Annotated in this window: 14 protein-coding genes; 9 read left to right on the forward strand and 5 right to left on the reverse strand. The window is 33.0% G+C overall.

What is annotated here, in order from left to right; genetic code table 11:
- Positions 1-133: 133 nt before the first annotated feature.
- The 5 genes from K8354_RS04880 to K8354_RS04900 all read right to left on the reverse strand — a co-directional run bounded on the left by K8354_RS04880 (position 134) and on the right by K8354_RS04900 (position 10629).
- Entirely contained in the window at positions 134-3037 is a 2904-nt protein-coding gene (locus K8354_RS04880) for an alpha-amylase family glycosyl hydrolase (RefSeq protein ID WP_223445862.1), read from the reverse strand.
- 64 nt (positions 3038-3101) lie between these two features.
- Positions 3102-4934 (reverse strand): SusE domain-containing protein, encoded by a 1833-nt coding sequence (locus K8354_RS04885; protein ID WP_223445864.1) that lies wholly within the window; start codon positions 4932-4934, stop codon positions 3102-3104.
- 28 nt (positions 4935-4962) lie between these two features.
- Entirely contained in the window at positions 4963-6060 is a 1098-nt protein-coding gene (locus K8354_RS04890) for a SusE domain-containing protein (RefSeq protein ID WP_223445866.1), read from the reverse strand.
- 19 nt (positions 6061-6079) lie between these two features.
- Positions 6080-7690: a RagB/SusD family nutrient uptake outer membrane protein gene (locus K8354_RS04895; protein WP_223445868.1), complete on the reverse strand. Its 1611-nt coding sequence runs from the start codon at positions 7688-7690 to the stop codon at positions 6080-6082.
- A 17-nt stretch (positions 7691-7707) separates the two neighbouring features.
- Entirely contained in the window at positions 7708-10629 is a 2922-nt protein-coding gene (locus K8354_RS04900; RefSeq protein WP_223445870.1) for a SusC/RagA family TonB-linked outer membrane protein, read from the reverse strand.
- A 198-nt stretch (positions 10630-10827) separates the two neighbouring features.
- Here K8354_RS04900 and K8354_RS04905 point away from each other — a divergent pair, with 198 nt between their 5' ends.
- The 9 genes from K8354_RS04905 (at position 10828) to K8354_RS04945 (ending at position 25613) form a co-directional block, all read left to right on the forward strand.
- Positions 10828-11850, forward strand: coding sequence for a LacI family DNA-binding transcriptional regulator (locus tag K8354_RS04905; protein WP_223445872.1), 1023 nt, complete (start codon positions 10828-10830; stop codon positions 11848-11850).
- 186 nt (positions 11851-12036) lie between these two features.
- Positions 12037-13386, forward strand: coding sequence for an MFS transporter (locus K8354_RS04910; protein ID WP_223445874.1), 1350 nt, complete (start codon positions 12037-12039; stop codon positions 13384-13386).
- 47 nt (positions 13387-13433) lie between these two features.
- Positions 13434-14099: a beta-phosphoglucomutase gene (gene pgmB, locus K8354_RS04915; protein WP_223445876.1), complete on the forward strand. Its 666-nt coding sequence runs from the start codon at positions 13434-13436 to the stop codon at positions 14097-14099.
- Between the two features lie 7 nt (positions 14100-14106).
- On the forward strand, positions 14107-16413 hold the full coding sequence (locus K8354_RS04920) for a glycoside hydrolase family 65 protein (protein WP_223445878.1): 2307 nt from the start codon (positions 14107-14109) through the stop codon (positions 16411-16413).
- Between the two features lie 4 nt (positions 16414-16417).
- Positions 16418-18289, forward strand: coding sequence for a glycoside hydrolase family 13 protein (locus tag K8354_RS04925; protein ID WP_223445881.1), 1872 nt, complete (start codon positions 16418-16420; stop codon positions 18287-18289).
- Positions 18290-18321: 32 nt separating this feature from the next.
- Positions 18322-20253, forward strand: coding sequence for a glycoside hydrolase family 13 protein (locus K8354_RS04930; RefSeq protein ID WP_223445883.1), 1932 nt, complete (start codon positions 18322-18324; stop codon positions 20251-20253).
- 1 nt (position 20254) lies between these two features.
- Positions 20255-21208 carry an alpha/beta hydrolase gene (locus K8354_RS04935; protein WP_223445886.1) on the forward strand — a complete coding sequence of 318 codons (954 nt, stop codon included), beginning with the start codon at positions 20255-20257 and terminating at the stop codon, positions 21206-21208.
- Positions 21209-21302: 94 nt separating this feature from the next.
- On the forward strand, positions 21303-23729 hold the full coding sequence (locus tag K8354_RS04940) for a TIM-barrel domain-containing protein (RefSeq protein ID WP_223445888.1): 2427 nt from the start codon (positions 21303-21305) through the stop codon (positions 23727-23729).
- 9 nt (positions 23730-23738) lie between these two features.
- Entirely contained in the window at positions 23739-25613 is a 1875-nt protein-coding gene (locus tag K8354_RS04945) for an alpha-amylase family glycosyl hydrolase (protein WP_223445890.1), read from the forward strand.
- Positions 25614-25621 lie beyond the last annotated feature (8 nt).

Consider the following 25621-nt stretch of genomic DNA (forward strand, 5'->3'; position numbering starts at 1 on the left):
TTCTTTTTTACTTAATTTTTATAAAAAAATAGAACCATAAGAAAGTCCATAATCTTTATATAAAGTTACTTAAAAAATCATCAATTGTGTACATTTCATTATAAAATTAAATTGGTATTTGTATCTTTTTAGTTTAATTGATCATTAATTTTCGTGTACTTGTTGTATTGTTTTTTTCTTTTATTTTGATAAAATATACACCTGTATTTAAGCCTGTTACTGAAAAAATATTGCTTTTAAGATCATTTTCAGTAAACTGTTTTACTCGTTTTCCTGTTACATCAAAAACGCTAACTGCTACTGCATCTTTTGATAATGAAAAATTAGAAGAAGTAGGATTTGGATATACTTTTAAAAGATCATTTATCATCGTAACATCATCCGTAGAAAGCGTTGCAACTTGATTTCCGAAAAGTTTAAATTCGCCAGGTTGTAAATTTATGGTGCTCGCGGAATATGTTGTATTACCGCTTGGATCCATTAAATCTACCCAAGCCCCAGCGGTTGGGAAATTAGTATTCACATTTTTTGCGACCACATCAAAATTTGCCAAAACAATAACGTTTCTCAATTTAGTTTCTGGAATATTCGTATTAAAAATATCGATTCTAGGTGTTAAAGAGCCAGAGTTAATATTGTAATCGCCTTCAAAAACAGCTTCATTTATTTTTAAGGCATTTATTCGAGACCAATCATCATAAATTTTTCTTCTATTTGCATTAGACATCCAATTATCTGTCCATTGTGGTTGCTGTTTTGTAGCTAATTTACAATCACCATCAGTTCCACCTGGTTCGTTTACAGTACCATTATCACAGGTAAAAATAGAATTTTGCATACCAAGTGCTGCAAAATGCCAAATCATTTTTGGGCCAGGAATTGTTAAACTTACTGCACCAATGGCAGACATTCTTGATAAGGCTGTGCTTAAGTCTTTTACATTGTGACCAGAAATGGCGTCATTTCCATAGGCAACAGCTCTGTACATGATTCTTTCTTCATCATGACTTTCAGGATATCCTACAACTCTAGCACCACTAAAAGATCCACGAGATTTGTGTCCAATATTATTGATGTTCGAATTTGAAGCATATCCCATCATTAATTGGCTGTAAGGTCCATTTACATTTCCCCACATCATTACGCCTTTTCCTTCATTATAACGATAATTTGCCCATTCTTTTTCTTCATTTTGTTCACCTAAATGCTCAAAAATCACATAATGTTCTGCGTCTAAAGACCAAGAATAATCAGCATATTGTTTTAAAATATCAACTCTATCTTGTTGGTAACCGTTTGTACATCCATCATCACTACCAGAACAATTTTGAGTAAATCCTTTCGTTAAATCCCATCTAAAACCATCAATTTTAAAATTTTCAATCCAATGGTTAACTACTCTTTTTGTATATTGTTGCGTTAAACTACTTTGATGATTAAAATCGCTACCAACATTATAACTATGTCTAGCAGTTTGATTAAAATAAGGATTCTCGCTACTTGGATCTCCCCATCCGTCATTATCTGGATCATTCATCCACATGCGAACCATTGGATTTCTGCCAAAAGCATGGTTTAAAGCAACATCTAAAATAACTGCAATTCCATTTTGATGACAAACATCAATGAACTCTTTGAATTTTTCTTCTGTTCCATAAAATTTATCCAAAGCCATATGAAATGAAGTGTTATAACCCCAACTTTCATTTCCTTCATATTCCATTACAGGCATTAACTGAATGGCATTGATATTTAAATTTTTAAAATAATCTATTTTGTCGATTAAATCTTGATAATTTCTGTTAGCATCAAAATCTCTAATCAATACTTCATAAACAATTAAATCTTCTTTCTTTGGTTTTTCGAAATTTGTAACCGTCCAGTTATAAGGAGTTTGTGCAGTTTGTAAAACGGTAACTTCTCTATCTTGCCCTTCTGGATACGTCGGTAAATTAGGATAGGTAGTTTCAGCAATCCAAGGATCATCAAAAGGAGATAATACTAATGTAGAAAAAGGATCTGCAGTTTTTACCAAACTAGGAGAGTTCGTTGCCGGAGATTGATCAAATACCCAATATTGGTATGTTTCTATCTGATTGGATGTTAAACCTGAAATTTCTAACCAAAATTTTCCTGAATCCGCATCTTTTTTCATGATGTAATCATCCGTAGGGGTATAATTATTAAAACTTCCCGCCACTTGCACAAAATCTTTACCCGGAGCGTTTAAAACTAAAACTGCTTTTGTGGCATCAGTAACATAATTAATTCCGTCAACCATACCTGCTGGCATTGTCTCATTGACAACTGTTGGTATTACGGTAACATTAAATTTTATTTCTCCAGTTTCTGAAGATTCTGGAGGCGTGCCTACTACTTTTACTTCTCCGTTTTCTGTAATATTTGTAATCGTAGCATTGCAAGATGGGAAACCACAATTACTAGTGGTTACCGATACATCATTGTAAAAAACTTCGATAGAACCTTGTACAGTTGTACTTCCTTGAAATATAATTTCTACACTTAAGTCTAGATCATCACCAGAGTTTACAAGGACAAAATTACTTGTTGGTTTTGTTAATTCGAGTTGAACAGAGCCGATAGGAAAAATAAAATCTTGACAAGAACCATTTTCACTTAATTTTAATTCTTGTGTTCCGTCTGCATTTCTAAATACCATTCCTATTTGAGAAGCAGTATCTATTTGAGTTTGTGTTAAGTTGAAATAAGTTTGAGGAATTAGGGTAATACTATAGGTGCCGTTTCCGTTATTGGTCATTTCGCCAACGCCATCATCTTGCCCCCAATTGCCAATCACATTAAAACCAAAAGCATTGGCTTTATCTCCTATACCGGCGTGCATGTAAACTTTTGTAGGTTCAGACAATCCATTACAACTATTTTCATCGGAATTAATATCGACCGTAAAAGTTACAGGTTCGTCAATTTCTATTGAGTTTTTATTAAAAGTTACTTGTGCGTTAATTTTTATAGATGCTATGAAGAGTAGCATCAGAATAAGTAGCGTTTTCTTCATGAAGTTTTTTTTGGGTATAATAAAAGGCTATGTTTTTGAAAACATAGCCTTTTTGATTTGTAGTTTAATTTAGAGTAATGGTTTTATTAACCGTATCTATGGTTAAAGTATAGGTCCCTGGAGTGCCTACAAAACTGAAGTTTTGATCACCATCAGCAGCATTTTGAAAATTAGCATCTATGGTATAACCTTCCCCTTCATAATAAGGATAATTATAACTTGGCGATCCCCATTCTAAAGTTCTGTCTGTAAAAAATCTGAATGCATCATTGGCAAAAGTTACATCTCCAGAGTATACTCCAGCTCCTGTACAAGGCAAAGCTACTGGAGAATCCCAACCCCAACCGGCATCGGGAACTCCTCCGCCAACTAACCAAAGTTGGTCAAATTCACAAAGTGATTGTTCTGGACCTAAAGTAATCGTTTTGTTAATATCATCAATGCTTAAGAAATAAGTTCCAGGAGTACCCACAAATCTAAAGTTTTGGTCTCCATCGGCAGCATTTTCAAAATTTGCATCTATGGTATAACCAGCATCTGCATAATAAGGATAATTAAAACTTGGTGATCCCCATTCTAATGCTCTATCAGAGAAAAATCTGAAAGCATCATTTGTTAAGTTGATATTTCCTTGATATACTCCAGTTCCTGTACAACTAATTTCAACAGGAGATGCCCATCCCCAACCAGCGTCTACGGCACCTGCGCCAACAACCCAAAGTTGATCAAAGTTACAACTTGGTCCAACTACGGCGGGGCCTAAAGTAATCGTTTCTGCTTCTGTATCGATTTCAATAAAATAGCTACCGGCAGCTCCTGTAAACAAGAAGTTATTATCACCATCATTGGCATCTTCAAAATTTGCATCTATGGTATAACCTCTGTCTTTAAAGTAAGGAAAGTTATAGCTAGGAGAACCCCATTCTAAAGATTTATCTGTGAAAAATCTAAAGTTTCCGCCATTATCTGGAGATAGGTTAATGTTTCCTGACCATTTTTTTCCTTGTAATAAAAGCTCAACAGGAGAATCCCATCCCCATCCAGCATCTACAGCACCAGCACCTACAACATACAAAGCAGGAGGTAAGGCAACATCATAAGGTGTGATAGAAAGTGTTATTCCGTCTGAACTTCTAAATAAATCGCCAGCAGCAGTTTTTGCAATGGCTTTAATTCTAAAATCAAAATTTATTGCAGTTCCGGCAACGCCACTATTATCTAGAGCATATGAATTTAATTGACCATGTGTTAGATCTATAGAGTTTTCTTGAGTTTCTCCCAACGAAAATGCATTGGCAAAATTAGTACCTGCTTCAGCAGCTTCTAGCTCATAACTTACCTCAACCGTTGAAGTTGCAGTAATTTCTGGATCTTCCCATGTAATTGTTGCGATAACTAAATCTGGATCAACATCTGAAAGTACAAAAGCATCTGCCGTATTTGGACTTGTGATGATTGGCACTTCTACAGCAAATTTAGAAACCTGAAATAAGATGGTATTAGACAATACACTACCCGTATTTATTCTCATATATACGGCAGTTGCTGAAAACGATTTGACATCAGCAGCGTTTAAAACATCATTAAATGCCGCAACAGTCATCGAAAAATTATCTCTATCGGTAGTCCCTAATGAAATAGGATTTGTAAATGCTGCATCTGTAGACATTTCTACATTATAAGTTGCAGTAGCATTCACTTCATCAACCCAATTGATGGTAAAAGCAGGGTTTTCTGGCACTTCAAAATTTAAAAATATAGTACTAATACCAGGCGTATTTAAAACAAATTCAGGTGCTGGATTTGTTATTGTTAAGCTTTCTTCTGCATCACACGCACCTAGCAATAAGGTAAGTGATAAAAGCAAATAGCTTAATTTTTTTAAATAAATTTTCATTTTTTATCTTTTTAAAATTAAATTGATTTTATAAGTTTAATGGAATTAAGACATAACGACCTGTTAAATCATTAAACCACACATCGTAATCATCTTCAACAATTACAGGAATTGCGCCTCCACCATCAGTTGCTACACCAGAAAAAGAAGTAGAACTTCCCCAATTGGCACCAGCACCTGTTACAAATTCAAAATTACCTGGAATTAATCTTACATTATTTGCGTACCAGATATGACCATCAAAACCTAAAGCATTCATCGTAATATTTGCTGCACTTGAACCTTGAATGGTTAAGGAAGCCGGACTTGTGATTCCTGTTGCATCAAAAGGTTGAAAATCAAAAGTATTGGTAGCAAAGTCTATTGAAAACTGGTAATAACCTGGCGTTGAAATAGCAGTGTTATTATTAGGGAAAGTTCCAGGATCTGAGCCATCTCCAGGATTCACATCAATACTTGAAGCATCATTAGTACCCCATTGTGGCTGCCATAGGCCTTTAGTTTCTAAAATTTTAAACTCTCCTTCGCCAAAATAGCCTGTATAATAGAATCTATTGCTATCATTAGCGTCTCTAAATAAAGCCGGATTGTTATTGTTATTATTCCAGTCTGGTGCTGTTGCATTTCCAACTAAATAATAATCATTAAAAACATAATTAAAGTATGGATATACATTAAAAGTTAAGGTATTAGAAGCCGATTCAATTTGATTTTGGGTACCTAAAGAAGAAACGATTCGTACATATAAAGGTTTCCATTCAAAAGGGTTTAAGCCAGCATTACCAGCAGAAGCATTTACTTCATTAATTGATAAAGTAATGGTTGTTCTACCGGTAGTTGTTGCAGCGATCACGGGGTCTGTAAATTCTGCATCTTTAGAGAATTCTATGGCATAGTTTATAGAGGTTTGTTGTCCATAATCCGCATCATCCCAATTTAAGGTGATTGCAGGATTGCTTGTATTTATGGGGTCTAATTCTAAATCAGTAAAGTCTAATGCTGCTAAAACAGGAGCATCTGGCTGCACTACAGTAAATAGATCAGAACTATCATCACATGCATGGAATAGTACCATGAATACACCGATGATTGTTATTGCTGAAAATCTTTTAATATTTTTCATCATTTTTAAATTATTTTTAAAATTAGTACCCTTCATTTTGAGTTAAATTTGGGTTAGAAGCTATACTTGCAGCAGGTATTGGATATAGTTTTAGATTGGCTGGTAATGCAATACCGTTTGTACCATTTCCTTTCCAAGCCCAATTGTAAGCGCCACCAGTAAATTTTCCATATCGGATTAAATCTTGTCTTCTATGTGCTTCCCAATGTAATTCTCTAGCTCTTTCATCCAAAATAAAGTCTAAGGTAATATCTGAAACCGATAAATTATTTTGAGGGTTGTTAGCTCTTGATCTTAAAGAATTTATATATAAAGTAAGATCTGCAGGATTTGCACCTGAACCGCCTCTTAAATGTGCTTCTGCATACATTAAATATACATCTGCTAATCTAAATAAAGGGAAATCAGTATCTACAAAAGTTGGATCTACACCTAAATCTCCAGTAGATCTTGCATTTGAATATTTTCTTAAAATATAACCTTGATCTTGATCAGAAATATCAGTGATTTCAATATTTCTACCTTCAGAAATAATTGTATTTCTACTATCATTATTAAAAATGCTAGCGTCAAATAATTGCACAAATTGTTTTCTTAATCTTATGGCGCCTCCCCAGCCACCAGCACTTACTCCTAAAGCAGCTCCGTTGGCTTCGATACTTCCAACAGAACCATTAATCATAACGGTGGTTGGCCCATAGTTTTGGGTAGCTGCACCATCTGAAATTAAAGGGAAAATAATTTCACTTGCCGCAGAGTTAACGTCATTATCTGCCATAAAATTATGCAAATAGTTGGTAGCCAAACTATATCCGCCAGCAATTATTTTCTTTGTATATTCTAAACATTCGGTATATTTAGGTTCTCCTATATATACTACTGCATTTAAATATATTTTAGATAAAATCATCCAAGCCACACCTTTGTCAGCTCTACCATGTTCATTAGCCATAGGGTCTTTTAAATCAGCCTCAATTTCTAATAATTCAGTTTCCACAAAATCAAATAATTGTGTTCTGTTATAGACAGGGGCTTCTGCATTGATAGCGTCATTTTCAGTGGTAAAATTAGCCTGTCCAAACAAGTCCATCATATAATAATAAGACATTGCTCTTAATAATCTTGCTTCTGCTCTATAGGTTACAATTTCTGTTCTCATGGCATCAGAAACATTTCTTTCCGCTAACTTAGCAGCCGTTGTTTCTCTTAAGAAATTGTTAGCAAAAGCAATAGTTACATGCGTTCTACCGAACATTCCTAATATAATAGGATCATCAGCATTCCATATATTACGTTGAATTTCACGTGTGCCAGGGTCATTTTCATACGACCAAATCATTTGATCTGCAGATAAAGTTTGTAAGTATAATAATACTCTACCAAACTGACTAGTTCCTGCATCTAAACCATCAATATTAGAAGAACCCGGTCCGTCTACTCCTGTTAAAGATAAATTGCCATAAACGCCTGCTAATAATTCTTTATAAGCAGTTTCATTTGCAAAGAATTCATCACCTAACAAATCTTGATCATCTTGAGGCGTAATATCTAAATCTTTTGTACAAGACGATATTGCTATAGCCAATACAAAAAGCAAGGTTGCTATTCTGTTTGTTTTTAATATTTTTTTCATCATTAATTCTTTAAAGATTAAAATTTAATGTTTGCGCCAACTAAAAGTGTTCTTGGCCTTGGGTAAATAGTATTATCGATACCATTAAAAACCTCAGGATCTAAACCAGAGTATTTTGTAAGTATAAATACGTTTTGCATACCCGCCCATAAACGAATACTACTAGATGCTAATTTTTTGAAAGGTTTATTGAAAGTGTACCCTAATGTAATGTTATCCATTCTTAAAAACGATGCATTTTCTAAATATAAGTCAGATAAAATTACATCTGAAGTTCTTTGAAAATTAGTCTCTAAAACACTTCTTGGGATATTTCCTAGAACGGCATTATCTTGCAGTAAATCATACTGTGCTAAAGAAGAGTTTACATTATTATAAACATAGTTTCCTATTTGAGCTCTTAGGTTAAATGCTAAATCAAAATTCTTATAATTAAAGCTAGATTGAAAACCAAGGCTTACATCTGCTTGAGGGTTTTCTTTTAAGTATCGATCTTGTGTATTGATAATTCCATCACCATTTAAATCGGTATAGGCACCTTCAATTGGGTTACCAGTAGTATCGTATAGTTGTTTGTAAACAAAAAATGAATTGGGAGCAAAACCTTCTCTAAACAATTGGATAAAGTTTCCTGTACCTCCGGCAATTCCTCCAGTGGTTATATCTTGCCCTAATGCTAGTTCTTTAATTTCTCTATCTAAATAGGTTGCGTTAAAGTTAATATTCCAGTCGATATCTTCCGTTTTAAGGATATCAGCATTTACAGTAAATTCGATACCATTTACCTGTAAATCTCCAATATTTTGTAAAACTCTATTGGTAAAGTTGGTGCCGTCTGCAACGGGCGCATCAGATAACAAGTCTGTGGAGTTTTTTTGGAATGCATTTATAGAACCCGTAATTTTATTATCGAATAAACCATAATCTACACCAACTTCAATAGTTGCTGTGTTTTCCCATTTTAAATTACTTCTTTCAGAAGGAATTGTAGATTGAATTGGCACACCACCAAACATATACGTTGAACCTTGGTTTCCAAAACGATATCTATCTAAATACAAATCTCCTGCAATACCATCTTGCTGACCGTTAATTCCGTAAGATGCACGCAGTTTTAATTCAGAGATTACTTTACTATCTTTTAAGAAATCTTCATCGCTAATTCTCCATCCTAAGGCAGCTCCACCAAAATTACCCCATCTATTTTCTGGACCAAATCTTGAGGTTCCGTCTCGTCTGTAATTTAAAGTTAGTAAGTATTTTTCATTAAAAGTTATGTTTGTTCTTGCTAAAAAACCAACCAAAACAACGGGCGTATTTACATAGCTGGTTGCACCCTGATCATTTGGGTTTCTAATGTTTCCGGTATCATTTCCAAACCCATCAAATGTTTGGTAAGAATAACCGGCCATTGCATCTAATTTTGTTTTTCCGAATGTATTTTTATAATTTAAATAGCCATCCAAAGATTCATTGAGAACTTCGTTTCTGTACGCGCTATCATTACCCACAAAAATATCGGTATAACTTGCGGGGCTATCTAAAGGACTAAAAGTAGTTCCTTCACCGATAGACTTATCAAAACCAACATTTACGGTAGCGGTTAATTCTGGTAAAAAATGAAACTTATAATCAATATTTAAATTTCCATAATGTCTAAAAACTTCCGATTCATTTCTGTTTTGTAATAAAGAAGCTACTGGGTTTCGTGTTCCGTTTTGAACAATAATTCCATTAGCATCTGTTAAAAGGTGTTGATAAAAGCCACCAAAAGGAGAGGTGCTATCAAAAACAGGTTGTGTAGGATCATAGCGCAAAGCTGCCCCTATTTGACCTGCATCTGCAAATCTATTATCTTCCGAAGCTCTATTATAATTTAAGTTTACTTTTAAATGGTCATTAAAAAAGCTAGGATTCATAGATAATGAAACTGTAGCTCTATCATATTGAGAGGTTAAAATATTTCCTTCAATATTAGCAATACCAACAGATAACCTAGTTGGGATGGCACCAAAAATTTGACCTCTTGCCGTTACATTATGTTGGGTAGAAACCGATTTTTGAAAAATTTCATTTTGCCAGTTTGTGTTTTCGGTTCCTAATAAACCAAGATCACTTGGTCTTCTTGCTGTCACAAGATCTCTAAAATCATCACCATTAAAAACATTTACTCGGTCTCTAATTTCTCCAAATCCCATTTGATAATCATAATCTAAAGAATACTTAGTTCTACCTTTTTTAGTAGTAATAATAATCACACCGTTTGCACCTCTAGAACCATAAATAGAAGTTGCAGAAGCATCTTTTAAGACAGAGAAAGATTCGATATCATTTGGGTTTATACTTGCTAAAACACCTCTAGAGCCGCCGGCAGTTCCTGCCATAGGTAAACCATCTATTACAATCAAAGGATTGTTTGATGCATTTAAAGAAGAGCCTCCACGAATTCTAATTTCTGAACCTGAACCAGGAGCACCGCTGGTTGTAATATTTACCCCAGCAACACGACCACTTAATAAGTTTTCAGGCGTTACAATATTACCTTTTGTAAATTCTTTGGCAGTAATTGCTTCTACAGAACCTGTTGCATCTTTAACGGTTGTAGTACCATACCCAACAACTACAATTTCTTGCAATTGTTCTGCGGATTCCTCTAAAGTAATGACTAAATTGAAATTGTCTGTTATAACAACTTCCTTGCTAGCATAACCTAAATACATCAAAACGAGCGTGTCACCAGTTTTAACTTTTTCAAGTATAAAGTTTCCATCAAAATCTGTTTCTGTACCTCTTTGGGTACCTTTAAGAACTACACTAACACCTGGTAAAACTGCGCCAGATGATTTTTCTTTAACCACACCTTTTAGTGTTTGTTGTGCAAACATGGTAAATGATGAGGACAAAAGAATTCCAATTAATAATAATTTAAATTTTTTCATGTATAATTTGTTAAATAATAACTGTAAATTTGATTTTGATTTTACAATAAGTTTACATTCCACTTTGTAAAGATAGAAACTAATCCTTTGTTTGAAACATGACAAAAGTCACGAAAACGGTTTCGTGTTGACAACTTTATTTCTTAAAAATCATTAAATAACTAAAATAATGCAATTAAATTCGTTATTTCTTATAAAATGAAGCAAAAAATTACTATTAAAACAATTGCCAAAGAATTAGGCGTTTCAACATCAACGGTTTCAAAAGCACTAAAAGACAGCCATGAAATTAGTACTGGAACAAAAGAAAAAATTCAAGCGTATGCTAATTATTATAATTATAAACCCAATAATTTAGCCTTACAACTCCGTAATCAAAAGACAAAAGTAATTGGTGTTATTTTACCTAAAATAGTACACCATTTTTTTTCTACGGTGATTAGTGGTATTGAAGAAGGAGCCAATAAAAAAGGCTATAATATTATGGTCTGTTTTTCTAATGAATCTTACAAAAAAGAAGTAGAGACTTTAAAGGTTTTATCTAACGGAAGTGTCGATGGTTTAATTGTATCTATTGCTAATGAAACCCTTAAAAATAAGGATTTTAAACATTTTGTAGATTTGGTTACAGAAGAAATTCCGTTAGTTTTATTTGATCGAGTTGTTGATGAAATTCTATGTGATAAAGTAGTGGTAGATGATGTGGGTGCAGGCTACAAAGCTACGAGACATTTGTTAAAGAATGGCAGAAAAAAAATAGCTTTAATTACCACTCCAAATCATGTAAATGTAGGTGCTTTAAGAAGGCAAGGTTATGAAAAAGCGCTCATTGAATCTTATATTAAAACAGATAAAAACTTGATTGTAGAAATTGATGAAAATCAAGATATCAAAAAACAGATAGAAAAAGTCTTTGAAGAGGACATTGATGGGGTTTTTGCGGTGAACGAAATTTATGCTGCAAACTCAATGAGAATAGCTAAAGAGAAAGGATTTAGCATCCCCGAAGAGATGTCTATTATAGGTTTTACAGATGGTTTAATCTCCGAATATTCTTCTCCATCTATTACAACAATAGCGCAGCATGGTTTTACCATGGGGCAACAAGCAGTAGCGGTTTTAATTGAAAGAATTGAAAATGAATCGGAAGTTTACAGCCCTAAAAAAATTGTTATCTCGAGTGATTTAAAATTGCGAGAATCTACGAAACCGTCGTCGTAAGTTTTTTATATTTTATCCATTTTAACGAAACCGTCGTCGTAAATTATTTTGTTAATTTTTATCAAAATTACAAAAAATACATATCTTTGTTCCCATATTAGGATTTATCAATAAATTATATTCCACAATTTATAATAAAAGATAAGTCTAATACACTTATCGTATATTCATTAATTATATTCGATAATGGAAAAGCGTAAATTAAGCTTCTGGCAAATTTGGAACATGAGTTTCGGGTTTCTAGGAATACAAATGGGCTTTGCTCTTCAAAATGCAAACGCAAGTAGAATCTTACAAATCTTTGGAGCAGATGTTCATGAACTTTCATGGTTCTGGATCATAGCTCCCTTAATGGGCCTAATCGTCCAACCCATAATAGGGTATTATAGCGATAAAACTTGGGGTAAATTTGGTCGAAGAAAACCTTATTTTTTAGTAGGTGCTATTTTAGCCTCTATTGGTTTAGTTTTAATGCCACAAGCAGATATTTTTATTGCTTTTTTACCAGCACTTTGGGTAGGAGCAGGTTTTTTAATGATTATGGATGCTTCTTTTAATATTGCCATGGAGCCTTTTAGGGCTTTAGTAGGCGATAATTTAAGAACCGATCAAAGAACAGCGGGTTTTAGTATTCAAACAGCTTTAATTGGTTTTGGAGCCGTAATGGGTTCTTGGCTTCCTTACGCATTAACAAATTGGTTTGGTGTTTCTAATGAAACGTCAGCGGGTGTTGTTCCTTCAAATTTAATTTGGTCTTTTATTATAGGAGCCATCATTTTAATTATTTCAATTTTAATTACGGTTACCACCACCAAAGAATACTCACCAGAAGAATTAGCAAGTTTTGATAATGAATCCTTAGAAAGCGAAGAAGAAAAAGAAAGTTCTAGCTTATGGGATATTGTTGACGATTTTAAAAAAATGCCAGTAACAATGCGCCAACTAAGTTGGGTGCAGTTTTTTTCATGGTTCGGTCTTTTTGGAATGTGGGTTTTTGCAACACCAGCCATAGCCCAGCACATTTATGGTTTACCGCATACGGATAGTGCTAGTAAGGGGTATCAAAATGCGGGAGATTGGGTCGGAATTTTATTTGGAATTTACAATTTAGTATCCGCTTTCTATGCTTTTGCATTGCCTTATATTGCAATGAAACTAGGTCGAAAACGAACACACGCAATTTCTTTAATTATTGGTGGACTAGGATTGTTATCAATTTATATTATGCCAAATGAAAATTGGTTAATTGTATCGATGATAGGAGTCGGAATTGCATGGGCAAGTATTTTAGCCATGCCTTACGCAATTTTAGCGGGTTCAATTTCTGCTAAAAAAATGGGGGTTTACATGGGGATTTTTAATTTCTTTATTGTAATTCCACAGATTATCAATGCACTAATTGGTGGTCCATTAGTAAAATACGCATACAATAATGAAGCAATTTTTGCTTTGATGATTAGCGGAATCAGTTTCTTAATTGCTGCTGTGCTAGTTTACAAAGTAAAAGATGTAGATGATGTTGTTCAGGCTGTTTAAGTATTTTAAAATCAACTAAAAATAACATTTTATTCATTTTAGTAAAAATGAAAAATTATAAGTACATGAAAAAAGCATTTATATTCGATTTGGATGGTGTGATTGTAGACACTGCCAAGTATCACTATTTAGCTTGGAAAAAATTAGCAAATCAATTAGGGTTTGAATTTACAAAAGAGCAAAACGAGCTTTTTAAAGGTGTTAGTAGAAAACGATGTTTAGAAATTTTACTAGACATTGCTAAGATTGAAGCAACACAAGAAGATTTTAATCGATGGATGATTGAAAAAAATGTAGATTATCTCAAATTTATCGAAAATATGGATGCCTCTGAAATTTTAGCAGATGTTCCAAGAGTTTTACAGTTTTTAAAAGATCATAAGATTCCGATTGGGCTAGGTTCTGCAAGTAAAAATGCAAAACCAATTTTAGAAAAAGTTGGGTTATTATCCTATTTTGATGCCATTGTAGATGGTAATAATGTAACAAAAGCAAAACCAGATCCAGAAGTTTTTCTTTTGGCAGCCAATCATTTAGGTGTTAAAGCGCAAGATTGTGTGGTTTTTGAAGATGCTGTTGCAGGTATTGAAGCTGCCAATGCAGCGAACATGACAAGTATAGGTATTGGAGATGCAAATGTGCTTTCTAAAGCACAATTTAATTTCACAGATTTCACAGAAATCAGTACCGATTTTATGAATGATTTAATATAGAATTAAAATGAATCAAGATTATATAAAGCCAGATACGTGGTCTCTTATTGAAGAAGGTTTTAACGCAGATAAAGTAAAATCTTCAGAAAGTTTATTTAGCATTGGGAATGGTGCTATGGGACAAAGAGCAAATTTTGAAGAACAATATACAGGGGATACGTTTCAAGGAAGTTATATTGCCGGAGTTTATTACCCAGATAAAACTCGCGTGGGTTGGTGGAAAAATGGCTATCCAGAATATTTTGCAAAAGTTTTAAATGCACCCAATTGGATAGGAATTAACGTTGTTATAAACGACGAAAAATTAGACTTATTTACCTGTAAAAAAGTATCAAAATTTAGAAGAGAACTCAACATGAAAGAAGGTTGGTTGTCTAGAAGTTTTGAAGCTGTTTTACAAAATGGAGTTAAAATTAAAGTGGATGCAAAACGTTTTTTAAGTTTAGAAATTGATGCGTTAGGAGCTATCGAATATCAGGTAACTCCTTTAAATTCAGACGCAAAAATTACGTATAAACCCTATTTAGATGCGGGGATTACCAATGAAGATACCAACTGGGATGACCAATTTTGGGATATTTTAAACCTTACTCAACATAAAAAGCAATCCTATATTGAAGCAAGAACCATGAAAACACATTTTTATACGTGTACTTTTATGGAGTCTCGTTTGTTTTTAAATGATGCTGTAATAGAAATAGAGGGCGCTTATCAACAAACAAAAGATTTAATTTCTTGCACGTATCAACAAGAAATCAATAAAAAAGACACGTTTACCATCCATAAATTTGGAGGTTATGTTGTTGATAGAAATCATAAAAAAGAAGAATTAGTCACAGCTGCTAAAGATATTTTAGACCAAGCGTTAAATGTTGGTTTTAAGGCATTGTTAGAAATGCAAAAGGAATCTTGGGCGCAAATCTGGAAAATGTCAGATATTACCATTGAAGGTGATGTAAAAGCGCAACAAGGAATCCGTTTTAATATTTTTCAGCTCAACCAAACCTATTTGGGTACAGACGCTTCTCTAAATATCGGTCCGAAAGGATTTACAGGGGAAAAATATGGAGGAAGCACGTATTGGGATACAGAAGCGTATTGTATTCCTTTTTATATGGCTACCAAAAATCAATCTGTAGCAAGAACTTTACTAGAGTATAGATACAATCATCTAGGTAAAGCCATTGAAAATGCCGAGAAACTTGGCTTTAAAAACGGCGCTGCCTTATACCCAATGGTAACTATGAATGGCGAAGAGTGCCATAATGAGTGGGAAATTACTTTTGAAGAAATTCATAGAAATGGAGCCATCGCTTTTGCAATATTTAACTACCATCGTTTTACAGATGATTATGCTTACATTCCTGAAAAAGGATTGGAAGTTTTAATTGGTATTGCACGTTTTTGGCAGCAAAGAGCAACATTTTCATCCGATAAAAATAAATTTATGATTTTGGGGGTTACAGGTCCCAATGAATATGAAAATAATATCAATAATAATTGGTACACAAACTATATTGCAAAGTGGTGTATTAACTATGCTTTAGAAAATATAGATCTTGTACAAGTGGATCATATTTCTGATTATCTAAGGATTAAAGAAAAAACTAATTTTACGGATAACGAGTTAAAAGATTGGAAAAAAGTTGCTGATAATATGTACTTCCCGTATTCAGAAAAACACAATATTTTCTTGCAGCAAGATGGCTTTTTAGACAAGGAATTAATTACAGTTAAAAATTTAGATGAGAGCCAAAGACCGATTAACCAAAAATGGAGTTGGGATCGTATTTTACGTTCGCCATATATAAAACAGGCAGATACTTTACAAGGTTTCTATATGTTTGAAAGTGATTTTTCTACAGAAGAATTAGAACGTCATTTCGATTTTTATGAGCCATTTACGGTTCATGAAAGTTCACTTTCTCCATGTGTGCACAGTATTCAGGCAGCAAAATTAAATAGAATGGAACAAGCTTATCAATTCTATTTAAGAACTTCTCGTTTAGATCTAGATGATTACAATCATGAGGTAGAAGAAGGTTTGCACATTACTTCTATGGCAGGAACTTGGATGAGTATTGTAGAGGGGTTTGGAGGTATGAGAATTGTAAATAATGCACTTTCGTTTTCGCCTAAAATTCCGAAAGAATGGAAATCATATTCTTTTAAAGTTAATTTTAGACATCAAATGATCACTATAAACGTGACCCAAAAAGGAGCTTATTTTGAATTAGACGGAAAGCAAGACATTCGTATTTTGGTAGATGGAGAATTGGTAACGGTTTCTCCAAATAAATTGTTAACGGTTTAAAATAATGAATACTAATTTGTTAAAAAGAACAATTTTTTACAAGCTCTTACTTGCGTTTTTTCTACTTACAATAAGTTGTAATCAAGATAAAGAAAAGATTAAACAAGTAGTTCAAAATGAAGAATTTGTGCCAGAATGGGCTAAAAAGGTTGTTTGGTATCAAATTTTTCCAGAGCGTTTTAGAGATGGTGATATAAGCAACAACCCAAAAGTTAGCGACTTAAAAGGAGCTGATCCTAAGGAGGTGCCAAAATCATGGAAAATTCATCCATGGGAAAGTGATTGGTATCAACTTCAAGAGTACGAGAAGACTAACGGAGAACCAGAAAAGTGGAAGCATATTTTAAGAAGACGATATGGAGGAGATCTTCAAGGGGTGATTAATAAATTAGATTATTTACAAGATTTAGGAATTACGGCAATTTATTTAAATCCAATTTTTCAAGCACCATCATTGCATAAATACGATGGGGAAAGCTATCATCATATTGACCCAAATTTTGGACCAGATCCAGAGGGAGATCGAAAATTAATAGCTACTGAAAATCCGATACAGCCAGCTACTTGGGTCTGGACAAGTGCTGATGAATTAGCCTTGGAACTAATCGATAAAGCTCATAAAAAAGGAATTAAAATTATCTTCGATGGTGTATTTAATCATCTAGGATATAATAGTTTTGCTTTTCAAGATGTATTAAAAAATCAACAAAAATCAGCATATAAAGATTGGTTTATTGTCAACTCTTGGAATAATCCAGAAACGGGTTCTAAATTTGATTATGAAGGCTGGTTTGGTGTAAAGTCTCTGCCTGAATTAAGGGAAGATAGTACAGGTATCGTTTCTGGTCCGAAACAGTATATTTTTAATGCTACTAAAAGATGGATGAACCCTAAAAATAAAGGAACAGCATTCGGAATTGATGGATGGAGATTAGACGTAGCTTTTTGTATCGCACATCCATTTTGGAAAAAATGGAGAAAACATGTTAGATCAATTAATCCTGAAGCCTATTTGACCGCGGAAATTGTTGATACTCCTGAGAAAGTAAAACCATATATGCAAGGCGATGAATTTGATGGAGAAATGAATTACAATTTTGCTTTTGCATCGGCAGAATTCTTTTTTAATCCAGATGCTACCAATATTTCAGCAAGTATGTATGATCAAAATTTAAAAGAACTTAGAAATTTATATCCTAAAGGGGTTGCCTATGTGTCACAAAACCTTTTTGGCAGTCATGATTCTAATAGAATTGGTTCGCATATTGTAAATCGAGGTATTGGTAATTTTAGAAATTGGGGAGCTTATTTTAACATTTCAAATGCACTCAATAATCTAGATTATTCTACTAGAAAACCACAAGACAAAGATATTCAGTTGCAGAAATTATTTGTCATTATGCAAATGACCTATGTTGGTGCACCTATGATTTATTATGGCGATGAGGTAGGTATGTGGGGAGGTAATGATCCAGACTCCAGAAAACCCATGCTTTGGGATGATTTTAGTTATGAAGATGAGGTATTTAATGCCGATGGATCTACTCATGAGCCAGATAAAGTAGCAGTAAATGTAAGTTTATTCAATCATTACAAAAAGCTAATACATATAAGAAATGAGCACCTAGAGTTGCAATTAGGATCTTACAAAACGTTACTTACAGATGATAAGAATAAGGTTTTTGTATTTGAAAGAGCCTATGAAAATCAAAAAATAATAGTTGTCATTAATAATAGCAATAAAGCGCAAACTGTTTCTATTTCAGATTTAAAAGGAAAGTGTTTTAAAGATGTTCTAAATCAAACAACGATAAAACCGAATAATGATATTGTGGTGGCAGAAAAATGGGGATTAATATTAAAAGAATGTCCCTAAAATTACACTTAATTTTTAAAAAAGCAGAAAAAATGAAACTCATTCAAAGTATTTTTTTACTATTTCTCATAGCCTTATTTTCATGTGATAGTGAAAAAACCATAAAAAATATTTCTGAAGTTTCTCTTTCTAATACGTCTTTAGAAAGAGTAGAACCTTCTAATTGGTGGGTTAATTTTAAAGACACTTCGCTTCAACTTTTGGTAAAAGAAGAGAATATTGGTAACGCAACTCCAAAGATTTCTTATGCAGGTGTTACCATTCAAAAAGTAAATAAAGCGAAGAGTAAAAACTACCTATTTATCGATTTAAACATTGATAAAAACACAAAACCAGGAAAGTTTGATATTCTTTTTACTTTTGAAGATGGAAGCAAAAGAACACATACGTATCAACTAAAAGAAAGACAAAAACCTGCAGAAGCTTATAAAGGTTTTGATAGTTCGGATGCTATTTATTTAATCACTCCTGATCGTTTTTCAAATGGGGATGAAACAAATGATATCAACAAAAACTTAAAAGAAACAACGATTGATAGAACGGACGGTTATCAACGACATGGAGGCGATTTACAAGGAATTATCAATCATGTAGATTATATTGCCGACCTCGGTTTTACAGCAGTTTGGCCTACTCCTGTTTTAACAAATGATATGCCCAAAGGTTCTTATCATGGGTATGCAATTACAGATTATTATCAGGTAGATCCTCGTTTCGGGACATTAGAGGATTACAAAAAGTTAGCAGATGATTTAAGAAAAAAAGGAATGAAATTAATCATGGATCAAGTGGCAAATCATTGTGGTTTAGAACATTGGTGGATGAAAGATATTCCTTTTGATGATTGGGTGAATCATCAAAAAAACTTCGAGAAAAATATTGAAAACTGGACGGAAAAAACCAATATTAATTCCAATCATAGAAGAACTACAAATCAAGATCGCTATGCTTCAAAAATTGATAAAAAAGGCAATAATGAAGGTTGGTTTGTGGCTACCATGCCAGATTTAAACCAACGAAATCCATTTATGGCAAAATACATCATTCAGAATAGTATTTGGTGGATCGAAACAATTGGTTTCGGTGGAATTAGACAAGACACCTACCCTTATCCAGACAAGCAATTTATGAGCGATTGGGCGGGCGCGATTATGCAAGAATACCCTAATTTTTCTATTGTTGGTGAAGAATGGAGTTATAATCCGTTATTAATTGGGTATTGGCAAAAAGGCGCTAATAATAGAGATGGTTACGAATCTAATTTAAAATCTACCATGGATTTTGCCATGCAACAAAATGTTGTAGCAGCTTTAAAAGAGGAGGAATCTTGGGATAATGGTTTGGTGAAAATTTATGAGGGCTTGGCAAATGATTTTCATTATGCATCGCCTAAAGATATTATGATTTTTCCAGACAATCATGATATGAGCAGAATTTACACACAATTGAATGGAAATGTTGCAGCTACTAAAATGGCATTGTCTATTTATTTAATGTTGCCAAGAATTCCACAGATTTATTACGGAACAGAAATATTAATGGACGATTTTAAGAATCCTGGAGATCATGGTTTGATTCGGACTGATTTTCCTGGAGGATGGAAAGATGATAAGACCGATGCGTTTTCAGGAAATGGATTGTCTGATGCTCAAAAAGACATGCAATTTTTCATGACCAAGGTATTGAATTATCGTAAAAATTCTAAAGCAATACAAGAGGGTAAAACGATTCATTTTGTGCCTTTTCAAGGAACTTATTTTTTATTCAGAATTTTAGAAGATGAAGTTGTGGTTCATGTTATCAATAAAAATGACCAACCAATAACCATCGATTTAGGACGATATTCAGAAATAGGATTACAAGGAAAAACGCTAAAAAATATAATTACGGATGAAAATTTTATTTGGAACCAGGAAATCACGTTATCAGGAAAAGGTAGCTTTATGTTCACAACAAAAATATAATATGAAAAAGATGCTTCTTTTTTTGGCTGTTTGTAGCTTGTTTAGTTCTTGCGATTTAGCAGGTAAACATGAATTGAAAACTTTGAAATCCGCAGTGGTAAAAAATGCCGTTTTATCATCTGGGAAACTAATCAGAATAGATAGTTTTCCGTCTAAATACATTACGCCAAGACCTGTAGATGTTTGGTTACCAGAAAATTATTCATCAGAAAAAAAATATGCCGTTTTATATATGCATGATGGTCAAATGCTATTTGACTCCACAGCAACTTGGAATAAACAAGAATGGATGATTGATGAGGTAGCTACTTCTTTAATGACACAAAAAATCACGAAAGATTTTATAGTGGTGGGTGTACACAACATAGCAGAAATTAGATGGCAAGATTTATTTCCAGAAAAGGTAGTTAATTTTTTATCAGAAGAAGATAAAAGCACATTAAAAAATATATCAGGAAAACCAAATGCTATAGAAAAACTATTTGGAGATGAATATTTAAAATTTATCGTTTCTGAATTAAAACCTTACATCGACGCTACATATGCCGTGTATGATGATAAAGAAAATACATTTATTGCAGGCTCTTCGATGGGTGGTTTAATGTCTATGTATGCAATTTCAGAATATCCTGACATATTTCAAGGAGCGGCATGCCTTTCTACGCATTGGGTGGGGGCTTTACCAAGGGAAAACAATCCATATCCAAATGCTATTTTTAAGTATATGGAAGCCAATATTCCGGCTTCAAAAAATCATAAAATCTATTTTGATCATGGAGATAAAACGTTAGATCAATATTATCCGAAATACGGCTCTAAGGTGGATGCTATTTTTACTAAAAATGGGTATTCTGTAGCTAATTATAGAAACTTATTTTTTCCAGGTGCAAATCATTCAGAGAAATCTTGGCAATCTAGAATACATATTCCGTTAACGTTTTTATTAAAAAAATAATACTTTATAAAAGATTTAAAATTATTACGAATGATCAGTTCGAGTCATTTCGATTTTTCTACGAAATGGTTTCAAGAACTTTTAAAAACTACACATGAAAAATTATAGAATTCTTTTTTTACTACTTTTTATCTCGGTTTTTTCTTTTGCCCAAAATTCAAATCGAATTTTTAAAAGTGCAAAGCTTCAAAAAGGTACTATTTTAAAAGTAGAAGTAGATGAAGGAATGTATCTAATTAAATTTTACACAAATAAAATTATAGAAACTTCTTTTATTCCAGAAAATGAAACATTTTCAAAATCATCTCACGCAGTTGTATTAGAACCTATAGCTTTAAAACCAACATTTAAAGAAACTGAAAATGATGTATTTTTTTTCTTGGATGATTTGAAATTGACCATTCAAAAATCGCCATTTCAACTTCAATATTTTTATAAAGACCAACTCATTACCTCAGAAAAGAGAGGGTACTTTAAGTCGAAACATGAACCTATGGATTTGGTAAAAGGCAATCTTGTTGCCGACCAAACCGAAAAGATAGAATTTAATTTAACTTCAGATGAAATTTTATATGGGGGAGGAGCAAGAGCTTTAGGCATGAATAGAAGAGGTAATCGATTGCCTTTATATAACAGAGCACATTATGGGTATGAAACACATTCAGAATTAATGAATTTTACCATGCCAATTGTAATATCCTCTAAAAAATACATGCTTCACTTTGACAATTCGCCAATTGGTTATGTAGATTTAGACAGTAAAAAAAAGAACTCTTTAATCTATGAAACCATTTCCGGACGAAAAACTTACCAAGTAATTGTAGGTAATTCTTGGATTGACTTAATTGATAATTATACCGATTTAACAGGGAAACAGCCTTTACCAGCAAGGTGGACTTTAGGTAATTTTTCGAGCAGATTTGGCTATCATTCACAAAAAGAAACAGAAGAAACTATTGAGAAATTTAAAGAAGAAAAAATTCCTGTAGATGCTGTAATTCTTGATTTATATTGGTTTGGTAAAGAATTAAAAGGAACTATGGGAAATCTGGAGGTGTTTACAGATTCTTTTCCTGATATGAAAGGAATGATTTCTCGTTTAAAAAATAAAGGTGTAAAAACAGTTTTAATAACAGAACCATTTGTTTTATCAAATTCTAAAAAATGGACGGAAGCTGTAAAAAATGAGGTTTTGGCTAAAGACTCTATAGGAAACCCTGCAAAATATGATTTTTATTTTGGTAATACAGGCATCGTAGATATTTATAAAAAAGAAGGTAAAAATTGGTTTTGGAACATTTATAAAGACATTTTAAATTTAGGTGTAAAAGGTTTATGGGGAGATTTAGGCGAGCCAGAAGTGTTGCCTTCTTGGGTACGTTTTAATGATCATAAAAAAGCAGATGAAATACACAATATTTATGGACATGATTGGGCAAGATTGATTTTTGAAGGATATCAAAAAGAATTTCCAACGGAAAGACCCTTTATTTTAATGCGAGCAGGATCTTCTGGTTCGCAACGATTTGGTATGATTCCTTGGTCGGGAGATGTAAACAGAACTTGGGGAGGTTTGCAGTCTCAGCCAGAAATTGCCTTACAAATGGGCATGCAAGGTTTGGGCTATATGCATTCTGATTTAGGCGGATTTGCAGGTGCAAATTTAGACGATAATTTGTATACCCGTTGGTTGCAATACGGAGTTTTTCAGCCAATTTATAGACCTCATGCGCAAGAAGATGTGCCAAGTGAACCTGTTTTTAGAAGCGAAAAAGCAAAGATATTAGCAAAGAAATCTATAGAATTACGGTATAAATTATTGCCTTATAATTACAATGTAGCATTCCAAAATAATCAAAAAGGAACACCATTAATGCGCCCTATTTTCTTTGAAGAAGACAATGCAAATTTAATGACAAATTCATCCACTTACTTATGGGGAAAAGATTTTTTAATTACACCCATTTTAAAAGATTCTATCACATCAAAAGAAATGTATTTTCCTAAAACAGCCAATTGGTTTAATTTTTATACGGATGAACAAGTGCAAGGCGGACAAATAAAAACAGTAAAAGTTGAAGAAAATTCCATTCCCACCTTTGTTAGAAGTGGTGCATTTATTTTGATGTCAGAACTCGTACAAACTACAGATGCTTATAAAGCAGATCAATTAGAACTTCATTATTATTTTGATGCTTCGAAAAAAGAAAGTAAAAGACAATTCTATCATGATGACGGAATTACAGCAAATGCTTTTGAAAAAGGAAAATTTGAAATTTTAGAATTCGTAGCAGAATTTTCTAAACGGTATTTAAAAATAAATTTAGAGGCAGCATTGGGCAGTAATTGGAATTCATCAAAAAAAGAAATTACTTTGATACTGCATAATATGAATTGGGACCCCAATAAGATAAAAGTGGATGGAAAAAGACAAAGAATTTCATCAGAAAATAATACGCTTAAAATTCCTATGAAATGGAATACAAAAAGAAACCTTACAGTAAAAATTAGATTAAAATAACCTCCAATTATGAAAAAAATATACATTTTTATATTCGTAGCAATTTTAGCAATTCTCATTGGTTGTGCAACAGAAAAAGCTCCACAAAGGGAATTAACATTAAAAACGGTACACAAAAAAACAGTTGTTTATCAAGTTTTTACACGTTTGTTCGGGAATACAAATACAACGAACAAACTTTGGGGAAGTATTGAAGAAAACGGTGTAGGAAAATTTAACGATTTTACAGATAAGGCACTTTCAGAAATAAAAGATTTAGGAGTTACACATATTTGGTATACAGGTGTTCCGCATCATGATGTAATTCGAGATTACACAGCATATGGTATTTCAAATGACGATCCGGATGTTGTAAAAGGGATTGCAGGTTCTCCTTATGCTGTAAAAGATTATTATAATGTAAATCCTGATTTAGCTGTCAATGTAGCAAATCGTTTGCAAGAATTTGAAGCGCTAATTGAGCGTTCTCATAAAAATGGTTTAAAAGTAATTATTGATATTGTTCCCAATCATGTAGCAAGAAATTATCAAAGTATTTCAAAGCCAGCAGGAACAAAAGATTTTGGGTCAGAAGATGACATATCTAAAGTTTATGATGTAAATAATAACTTTTATTACGTACCGAATGAAGTTTTTGAAGTTCCTGATTTTTTGAATGGTTATTTGCCTTTAGGAGGAAAAAAGCATCCTTTATCCGATAAGAAATTTGATGAAAATCCGGCAAAATGGACAGGCAATGGATCGCGTTCGCCAAAGCCTAACTTTTATGATTGGTATGAAACGGTTAAAGTAAATTATGGAGTTTCTCCTACAGGAAAAAAGGATTTTGATACATTACCACCAGGATTTGAAAATAAAGATTACAAAAAACATTTTGAATTTTGGCAGGATAAAATCATCCCAAATTCTTGGATAAAATTTAGAGATATTGCTTTGTATTGGCTGTCTAAAGGAGTGGATGGTTTTCGTTTTGACATGGCAGAAATGGTTCCTGTAGAATTTTGGAGTTTCATGAATTCATCGATCAAAATGAAAAATCCAAACGCTTTTTTATTGGCAGAGGTTTACAATCCTAATTTGTATAGAGATTACATTAAAAAGGGTAAAATGGATTATTTGTATGACAAGGTTCAATTGTACGATACGCTAAAGAATGTGATGCAAGGCAGAGGTTTCACAGATCATATTCCGCCGATTCTAGAAGATTTAAAAGATATTGAGCACCATATGTTGCATTTTTTAGAAAATCATGATGAACAGAGAATTGCAAGTCTAGATTTTGCAGGCAATCCAGAAAAAGCGAAGCCAGCAATGGTGGTTTCTGCAACGATTTCAACGGCACCTACCATGATTTATTTTGGGCAAGAATTTGGAGAGGATGGTTCTGAAAATGCTGGTTTTGGAAACCCTTCAAGAACATCAATTTTTGATTATGTTGGAGTTCCTTCAGTACAAAGATGGGTAAATAACAAAAAATTTGATGGAGGGCAATCAACTCAAGAAGAATTAAATTTAAGAGATTTTTACAAACGTTTGTTAAACTTTACAATTAATAGTGATGCTTTGATGGGGGAATATCAAGATATCCATCAGTTTAATAGAGAAAATACACTTCATTATAATGCAAAAACGTTGTCTTTTGTAAGATATTCGGAAGATGAAAAATTAATTATTGTTTTAAATTTTGATGCCCAAGATGCCCAAAAATTTGTTTTAGAAATCCCCGAAAATATTATTAAAAAATGGAATTTAAAAGATGGATCCTATCCACTAAAAGACCAGTTATATCAAAAAGAAAATGTTACTTTAGAAGTACATCAATCTAAAGGGTTTGTAGCGATGAAGTTAAAACCATTAGAGTCAGTTATATTAAAACTTCAATAAAATTTTAA

This window comes from Polaribacter litorisediminis, from assembly GCF_019968605.1.
Classification (GTDB): Bacteria; Bacteroidota; Bacteroidia; order Flavobacteriales; family Flavobacteriaceae; genus Polaribacter; species Polaribacter litorisediminis.